At 52.0% G+C, this 6,852-nt stretch carries 5 protein-coding genes and 1 riboswitch; of the genes, 3 read left to right on the plus strand and 2 right to left on the minus strand.

The window, feature by feature from the left end; all coding sequences use genetic code 11:
* Nucleotides 1-1,479, plus strand: a 1,479-nt coding sequence (gene uvrA / locus MHN01_RS11975) for an excinuclease ABC subunit UvrA (RefSeq protein WP_239411560.1), incomplete at its 5' end; no start/stop codon positions are given.
* A gap of 88 nt (nucleotides 1,480-1,567) precedes the next feature.
* Nucleotides 1,568-3,319: a PglL family O-oligosaccharyltransferase gene (locus tag MHN01_RS11980; RefSeq protein WP_239411561.1), complete on the plus strand. Its 1,752-nt coding sequence runs from the start codon at nucleotides 1,568-1,570 to the stop codon at nucleotides 3,317-3,319.
* 98 nt (nucleotides 3,320-3,417) lie between these two features.
* Here the strand turns inward: MHN01_RS11980 and MHN01_RS11985 are convergent, their stop codons facing one another.
* On the minus strand, nucleotides 3,418-4,536 hold the full coding sequence (locus MHN01_RS11985) for an alanine--glyoxylate aminotransferase family protein (RefSeq protein WP_239411562.1): 1,119 nt from the start codon (nucleotides 4,534-4,536) through the stop codon (nucleotides 3,418-3,420).
* Nucleotides 4,537-4,843: 307 nt separating this feature from the next.
* Nucleotides 4,844-5,024: riboswitch (Lysine riboswitch) on the plus strand.
* 115 nt (nucleotides 5,025-5,139) lie between these two features.
* Between MHN01_RS11985 and lysC the strand changes: the two genes are divergently transcribed.
* Nucleotides 5,140-6,510, plus strand: a complete 1,371-nt coding sequence (gene lysC / locus MHN01_RS11990; protein ID WP_255725176.1) for a lysine-sensitive aspartokinase 3 — start codon at nucleotides 5,140-5,142, stop codon at nucleotides 6,508-6,510.
* A 69-nt stretch (nucleotides 6,511-6,579) separates the two neighbouring features.
* Here lysC and MHN01_RS11995 read toward each other — a convergent pair.
* Nucleotides 6,580-6,852 (minus strand): vitamin B12 dependent-methionine synthase activation domain-containing protein (locus MHN01_RS11995; RefSeq protein ID WP_239411563.1); only part of this gene is annotated, 273 nt, incomplete at its 5' end.

The following is a 6,852-nucleotide window of genomic DNA, read 5'->3' on the forward strand; positions in this document are numbered from 1 at the left end:
CAGATCGCAGAAAAAGTGCTCAAGGAGATCTGTGACCGCCTCAACTTCCTGGTCAACGTCGGCTTGAACTACCTCAACCTCTCTCGCAGTGCCGAAACACTGTCGGGGGGAGAGGCACAGCGTATCCGTCTTGCCAGCCAGATTGGTGCCGGCCTGGTGGGTGTTATGTATGTCCTCGACGAGCCATCAATCGGTCTCCACCAGCGTGATAATGAGCGCCTGCTAAAGACCCTGACCCACCTGCGCGATCTCGGTAACACCGTCATCGTGGTCGAACACGATGAAGACGCCATCCGCACCGCCGACCATGTTATCGATATCGGCCCGGGAGCCGGTGTCCACGGTGGCCAGGTGATAGCCGAAGGTGGACTGAATGATATTCTTGACGCTGAAACCTCATTGACCGGACAATACCTCAGCGGTACCAAGTCGATTGTGGTGCCCGAGCAGCGTATCGAGTTCAACCCGGAGAAGACCGTCAAGCTACTGGGCGCAACCGGTAATAACCTGAAAAATGTCGACGTTGAAATTCCGGTCGGCCTGTTCACCTGTATCACCGGGGTATCAGGCTCTGGTAAATCAACCCTTATCAACGATACCTTCTTCCGCATTGCCCACCACCAGTTAAATGGCGCAACATCCGGCGATGCCGCTCCGTACCGCGAGATCCATGATCTGGAGCACTGCGACAAAGTTATCGATATCGACCAGAGCCCGATTGGCCGTACACCACGCTCCAACCCTGCCACCTACACCGGGATCTTTACCCCTATCAGGGAGCTGTTTGCCGGTACGCAGGAGTCCCGCGCCCGAGGCTATAAGCCAGGCCGCTTCAGCTTTAATGTGAAAGGTGGACGCTGCGAGGCCTGCCAGGGTGACGGGGTGATCAAGGTAGAGATGCACTTCCTGCCGGATGTCTACGTGCCTTGTGATTCGTGTAAGGGCAAGCGTTATAACCGCGAAACGCTGGAGATCCGCTACAAGGGCAAGAGTATTGACGAAGTCCTGGAGCTCACGGTGGAAGATGCCAGGGAATACTTTGATCCGGTTCCAGCAATCGCGAGAAAATTGCAGACATTAATCGATGTCGGCTTATCGTATATCCGGCTTGGTCAGGCAGCGACAACATTGTCCGGCGGTGAGGCACAGCGCGTTAAACTAGCCCGAGAACTGTCCAAGCGTGATACCGGAAAAACCCTGTATATTCTGGATGAGCCGACAACTGGCTTACACTTCCATGATATTCAGCAACTGCTGTCGGTACTGCACCGCCTGAGAGATCACGGCAATACTATTGTTGTTATCGAGCATAATCTCGATGTGATCAAAACAGCCGACTGGATCATCGATCTCGGTCCGGAAGGCGGCAGCGGAGGCGGTGAAATTGTTGCAACAGGCACACCGGAGCAAGTCGCGCTGGTTGATGGCTCCCATACGGCACGCTTCCTCAAACCATTGCTGCCAAGTCTGACGCAATAAAGCAAAATAAGGCATGACAAATAACACTCAGGCTGGTATCAATCAGCCTGTTTAGTATCAGAACAAGCTCAACAGGCTCAGAATCACCATGACTGTGTTACATGTACAAGGCACCAGACTGGCAGAACAAAAGATAAGCAAACCGATGGTGCGTCCGTTTCTGGCCTCTATCGGTTTCCTCTTTTTGCTGGCTATGCATTACTTCCAGCACAACCCGGGGGGCTCTGGGCTGGAGCTCTCATTCAATGCTGCCAGCTGGATCCCCTTTAGCTTCGCTGTTGCCTTCGGACTGTTCGAAATATGCCGCCAGAAGACCTGGCGCTATTCCCGCCTGACCTTGATTCTGATTGCCTGCTGTACTCTGCTGACAGTACCGGCCTTTTACCAAAACGCTGTCGGTTCAGAGGTGATCAACCGCTTATTGGCCCTTTGGGCCGGGCTGATATTTTTCATCTGCCTGCAGCAATTTTCGTTCACCCATAGTCAACGCCAACGCATGTTATGGATGGTTCTGATTGCGGTCTGGATCCAGGCCTCTCTCAGCTGGTACCAGTTTATATGGCTAGAGCCCGATAACTGGATGGGCTACGACACCATTGGCAACCGTCCTTACGGTATTTTTCAACAACCCAATGTGATGGCCAGCTTCCTGGCGACCGGTTTGGTGTTATCCGCTTACTTACTGGCTCGTATCCCGATGTACCGTGGCAAGTGGTCCTGGCAACAGCTGTTTTTGCTGCTAACGCCTGTTATCACCATTCCCATGCTGGTTGTACTTAGCTCCCGTACTGGCTGGCTGGGAGCCATTATCGGTACCGGGTTGATGATCCCCTACCTGCGTCGCTTTGCTGCCAAGGCACCGTACCGGATGTGGCTGCTAATGATAGCGCTTGGTCTGAGTGCATCCTGGAACCTAACGAGCAGCACGGGCTGGACGCCCGCTGAGAAAAAGGTCAGCCTGGAGAGCGCACGTTCCATTCATATTCCGCAAGCCTTCAATATGTTTTTGAAACAGCCGCTGACAGGCTATGGCTACGGTACATTTGAAACGTCATTCATTACCCAAACAGCCCAATGGCATCATGCCGATCCCGAGCAACATTTCGGGATGGCTGCGCTCGATCATCCGCACAATGAATTGCTTTACTGGGCATCTGAGGGAGGGGTCATCCCGCTCTTGGCACTGCTCCTGGCGGCGGCAGCCGTCTTTGCAAAAATCAAGAAAGCCCGTGAAGGAACCCAGCTGGCGTTGGTGGGGCTATTTTTTCCGATAACACTGCATACCCAGCTCGAATACCCCTTTTACCATTCTCTGGCACACTGGGTGATCTTCATTATTCTGATCTATTGGGTAGATAACCTGACAGCCAAGTATTATCGGTTCAAGGCAAACTATGTACTGGCCATTCGCGTATTGTTTCTGCTGTTACCTATCGCCACCACCAGCTTTATGGTCACAACACTGTACTCTGGCCATCTGCTCACAAAATACGAAACGACACGCCCGATCAATGTTGACTACCTGCTCAAGGTCAATAACCCCTGGGCGTGGAAACATCGATTTGAATGGGATTTGCATGTTACTCAGCTTCAGCTTGGGGCGAGTTCAAACAACCCGACCCTGATCAATGAATACATCCAATGGGCAACACAGAAAGCGGTTAACTGGCCTCGTCCGGCGCTGTATCAAAATCTCATCGCCGCCTATCACCTGCTCGGCAATACCAGTCAGGCAGAGCAGATTCGGCAAGAGGCGCAATATCTGTTTCCTAATATGGACTTTGCCACGAGTGAGGCAACGCCAATTCTGAGCCAGGCTGCTCCGGATACAGGTAAGTAAACACACCAGCCTGCAGCGACGAAATAACTTAGCATCTCCTCAAAAACAAAACGGCTACCGAAGTAGCCGTTTTTCACAAATGCGTAATTGCTAAAGCATTACTTCAGTGTTGTTTCCAGGGCTTTCAGACACAAAGCGACATTTTCACTACGGGCGGCATAACCCATCAAGCCTATACGCCAGGCTTTACCGGCCAGCGCACCAAGTCCTGCACCGATTTCCAGGTTATAACGCTCAAGCAAGGTCTTGCGTACCAGGGCGTCATCAACACCGTCTGGGATATGTACCGCATTCAACTGCGGCAGACGACTGGCTTCATCAACCACAAACTCAATGCCTAACTTTTCCAGCCCTTCGCGAAGCTCAAGATGAACATCTTTATGACGCTGCCAGGCATTTTCCAGACCTTCATTCTTTAATAGAACAAGCGCTTCATGCAGCGCATACAGGCTATTAACCGGTGCGGTATGGTGGTAGCTGCGCTTGCCCTCCCCGCTCCAATACCCTAATACTAGGCTTTGATCCAGGAACCAGCTTTGTACCGGTGTTTTACGGCTTTGGATCTTATCGACAGCACGCTGCGAAAAGGTCAACGGCGACAAGCCCGGCACACACGACAGGCACTTCTGGCTACCTGAATAAACGGCATCAAGCTGCCACTCATCCACCAGCAGGGGTACTCCACCCAGCGAGGTAACGGCATCGACAATTGTCAGGCAATCATGCTGCCTGGCAAGCTTGGCAATCGCCTCGGCATCAGTCAGGGCTCCGGTAGATGTTTCGGCATGGACGAAGGCAACAATTTTGGCATCCGGATTAGCCGCCAGAGCCTGCTCAACCAGGCTCGGATCCACCGGCTCGCCCCATGCATTGTCCACCATGACAGCAACGCCGCCACAGCGCTCGACATTCTCGCGCATCCGCTCACCAAACACACCGTTACGGCAGACAATCACTTTGTCACCCGGCTCAACCAGGTTAACGAAACAAGCTTCCATCCCGGCACTGCCAGGGGCCGAAACGGCGATAGTGAACGTATTTTGGGTCTGGAAAGCATATTGCAGCAACTGCTTCAGCTCATCCATCATGCCGATAAACAGAGGATCCAGGTGGCCGATCGTCGGACGGCTCAGCGCCTGTAGCACCTGTGGGTAAATATCAGACGGACCTGGGCCCATTAATGTACGTTGTGGCGGATAAAAACTACCGATTGTCATTATTGTATCTCCCTTTTATAAGAGTTCGGTGATTCCCTGAAGAGCTGTGTAGGGTCGCAATGCTATGCCAGCGAAATGCTTAGTAACTAAATCACTACTGTCGCACCAGCAGGCCTTCGCGCAGATAACCAGTATTAAAGGAATTTCATTGCGAAGCAAGTCATGTGGCAAAAGCATGCAAATTGCCTTGCAAGTTTATTGCAATTTATTTGCATAATTTTCCACACAAGCATTGACAAACAAGCAACAAATTCGCTTCAATGGAGATCGTTTTTTGTTCACCCTGATGAGAAAAATATCATCGGGTAAAAACAGAAGAGGAGCGTTACCCAGGTATCTATGTTGCGGGGCCCCACCCCAAGGCAGCATACGAGAGGGGGAGTAACGCCGAGATACTGCTGGACAGGGGGCCTGCAGTATCGGCCACGAAGGTTGAATCCTTCTGGCTGTCACCTTTCTTAAATGAAAGGTGGGGAGCTTCTGGTTGTAGCGCTATCAATACGTCTCGCCTATCTGCTCTCCTGACAATTGGACGTCGGGAATACCCTCCCGAGTAAATTCCCTATTTTTCGTTATAATTTTACTATTATTGGGAGACTTGCTTTGAGCCCTGTAGATAATCATGCCACAGCCCTGACTGTTGCAAAGTTTGGTGGAACCAGCGTTGCCGATTTTACGGCGATGAGTCGTAGTGCCGCCATCATCAAGAATAACCCAGCCGCCCGTATCGTCTTAATCAGTGCATGTTCCGGCGTGACTAACCTGCTTGTCGAACTGGCCAATGGGGTGACTGAATCTGACCGTCGCCAACAACTTTTAACGCGACTAGGCCAAATTCATCACAGCGTGCTCAGCGAACTGCAGTCGCCAGAGAAGGTGGCTTCAGAAATCGATAGCTTATTAGACTCAGTGTCTACATTAGCAGAACAAGCAGCCTCGCAACCAAGCGTGCAGTTAACTGACCAACTGGTTTCCCACGGTGAATTACTATCCACTCACCTGTTTACCCAAATCCTCAATGAAATGGGTGTCGACACTGTACGTTTCGATATTCGTGACATCATGCGAACAGACAGCCAGTTCGGAAAAGCCATCCCGCAACCTGAGGCCATTCGCCAGCTTGCGACGGACAAACTCCAGCCGCTACTGGAAAATCAGGTCGTGGTATCACAGGGGTTCATTGGCTCTGACAGCGAAGGGCAAACCACGACGTTGGGGCGTGGGGGCAGTGACTACAGTGCGGCTCTGGTAGCCGAGGCTGTGGATGCATCAACACTGGAGATATGGACCGATGTGCCGGGAATGTACACCACCGATCCCCGTATAGCGGCAGCGGCCAAGCCAATCAAAGAAATCAGCTTTAGCGAAGCCTCGGAAATGGCTAACTTCGGTGCCAAGATCCTCCACCCTTCGACCCTGGTACCGGCTGTACGCCAGCAGATCCCGGTATTTATCGGTTCGTCCAAAGCACCGGAACAAGGCGGCACATGGATCCGTGAAAGCGTTGATGACGCGCCGCTATTTCGGGCACTGGCCCTGCGTTGTAACCAAACAATGGTGACACTGACAAGCCTCAATATGTTCCACGCCTATGGCTTCCTGGCCGAAGTGTTCCGTATTCTCGCCGAGCACAAGATATCTGTCGATCTCATCACCACTTCAGAGGTGAGTGTCTCGCTAACACTGGATCAGACCGATACCGGCGGCGGCGCACCGACCCTACCGCCAAAAGCAGTTGAAGCGCTTAGCAAACTGTGCCGCGTCGAGGTTGAACAAGGCCTGTGTCTCGTAGCGCTTATCGGCAATCAGATGAGCAGCACCAAAGGTTCGGCCAAGCAAATCTTCGGGACATTGGAAGACTATAACCTGCGTATGATCTGCTATGGTGCCAGCCCACACAATCTTTGCTTCCTCGTTAAGGAACAAGATGCCAAATCAGTCGTGAAAGAGCTGCATCAGAAAATATTCGAATAAACCTTCATAGATCTTAACAACAAACAGGGCGCCAAACGGCGCCCTGTTTATTTCCCTATCGAGGCAACATTATAGGTTTGGACCCAGCCATTTTTCAGCTTCAACCAAATCCCAGCCTTTGCGCTCGGCATAGCTGTCACGCTGATCATCTTGTATCTGTGCCACCGCAAAGTAACGCGTGTCAGGATGTGAGAAATACCAGCCAGACACAGCCGCTCCCGGCCACATCGCATAGCTTTCAGTCAGCTTCATTCCGGTATTTGATTCAACATCCAGCAGCTTCCAAATCTCCCCTTTTTCCGTATGCTCCGGACAGGCCGGATAGCCGGGCGCAGGACGAAT

The organism is Photobacterium sp. OFAV2-7 (genome assembly GCF_022347985.1).
Classification (GTDB): Bacteria; Pseudomonadota; Gammaproteobacteria; order Enterobacterales; family Vibrionaceae; genus Photobacterium.

What these genes read in the sequence shown, in the direction of transcription:
- MHN01_RS11980 (WP_239411561.1), top strand. Translation starts at nt 1,568, where the DNA reads ATGACTGTGTTACATGTACAAGGCACCAGACTGGCAGAACAAAAGATA.
- MHN01_RS11985 (WP_239411562.1), bottom strand. Translation starts at nt 4,536, where the DNA reads ATGACAATCGGTAGTTTTTATCCGCCACAACGTACATTAATGGGCCCA.